At 70.4% G+C, this 1,689-nt stretch carries 1 protein-coding gene; it reads right to left on the bottom strand.

Going from position 1 to position 1,689, the window contains the following annotated elements; all coding sequences use genetic code 11:
* A partial coding sequence (locus tag B2W70_RS07450) for a proline dehydrogenase family protein (protein ID WP_286744370.1) occupies nucleotides 1-1,689 on the bottom strand: 1,689 nt, incomplete at both ends.

The following is a 1,689-nucleotide window of genomic DNA, read 5'->3' as shown; positions in this document are numbered from 1 at the left end:
CCGCCGCCGAGACCTGCCCCAGGAAGATGGCGAGCGGGAAATTCCAGGGGCTGATGCAGACCCAGGTGCCGCGCCCGTGCAGCGTCAGCACGTTGGCCTCGCCCGTGACGCCGGGGTAGGGCGCCGGCAGGGTTTGGGGAGCCATCACGCGCTCGGCTTCCACGGCGTAGTAGCGCAGGAAGTCGATGGCCTCACGCACCTCGGCGATGGCATCTGGCCAGGTTTTGCGGCCCTCCTGCACGAGCAGGGCACAGAAGGTTGGCAGGCGTTCCTGCAAGGTTTGCGCGGCGCTGCGCAGGATGCGGGCGCGTTCGCTCACGGGTCGGTCGCACCATGCCGGGAAGGCAGCTTGGGCCCGCTCGAATGCGGCGGCCACGTCTTGCGGTGACGACTCGACCACATGGGGCAAAGGCGTCGAGCGCAGCGTGGCCAGCAAGGCCTCACGCTCCGAGCGCACGTGCAGCATTGGCCCTGTGCTGTTGGGCCGCGCCGGACCGAAGATGTCGGCTGGCAAGGGCTGACCGGGTTGCGGCGAGAGGCGCAGGGGCGAGCGCAGCAACTCGTCGAGCCCGAAGCCTGGGTCGGCCAACTGGTGCACGAACGAGCTGTTGGCGCCGTTTTCCAGCAGCCGGCGCACCAGGTAGGCCAGCAGGTCGCGGTGCGGGCCCACCGGCGCGTAGACCCGGCAGCTCAGCAGCGGCTCGCGCAGCACCTCGCGGTACAGGCCTTCGCCCATGCCGTGCAGGCGCTGCAGCTCGAAGCGGGCATCGCGCTGGCGGGCCATCTGCAGCAGCGCGGCCACCGTGCCGGCGTTGTGCGTGGCGAACTGGGGGTAGAGGGCATCGGGTGCTTCCAGCATCGCGCGGGCGCAGGCCAGGTAGGCGATGTCGGTGTGGTGCTTGTGCGTGAAGACGGGGTAGTGGGGCAGGCCTTCTTCTTGCGCGCGCTTGACCTCGGCGTCCCAGTAGGCGCCCTTGACGAGTCGGCACATCAGGCGGATGCGGTGCTGGCGTGCCAGCGCGATCACGTGCTCCACCAATTCCAGCGAGCGCGTCTGGTAGGCCTGCAGGGCCAGGCCGAAGCCTTGCCAGCCGGGGGCTTCGGCGGCGATGCGCGCCATCAGCGCGTCGGCCACGTCGAGAGACAGCTCCAGTCGGTCCACCTCTTCGGCGTCCAGCGTGAGGTTCAAGTTGGCGGCTGCCGCACGCTGGCACAACGTCCACACGCGGGGCACCAGCTCCGCCATCACGCGATCGCGCTGGGCGTCTTCGTAGCGTGGGTGCAGCGCGCTGAGCTTGATCGACAGGCCGTCGGCCAGCATGGGTGTGTGGGCCTCGCGCTGGGCCTGGGCGATGCTGTCCAGCGCACCCTCGTAGGCTTGCAGGTAGCGCAGCGCATCGGCTTCGGTGCGCGCGCCTTCGCCCAGCATGTCGAAGCTGAAGCGCACGCCGGGGTGCTGGCGGTGCACCTGAGCGGCCTCGCGCAAGGCCTGCTCGATGGTCTGGCCGAGCACGAACTGCTGGCCCAGCAGCTGCACGGCACGAACGGCCGCGGCCACCACCGCCTTGGCGCCCAGCCGCGCGGCGATGCCCCCGGCGCCCAGGCCAGCTTTGCCAGCGTCACCGCTCGGGTGATGTGCCCCCGGCAGGAAGTCCTTGGACCAGGCCACCGCTGTGCTGGAGAGTCGGG

Origin of the sequence: Aquabacterium sp. UBA2148 (genome assembly GCF_002328915.1) — a bacterium.
Lineage (GTDB): Bacteria > Pseudomonadota > Gammaproteobacteria > Burkholderiales > Burkholderiaceae_C > Aquabacterium > Aquabacterium parvum.
The sequence above is the reverse complement of the archived record's forward strand: the minus strand, read 5'-3'. Positions and strand labels throughout refer to the sequence as shown.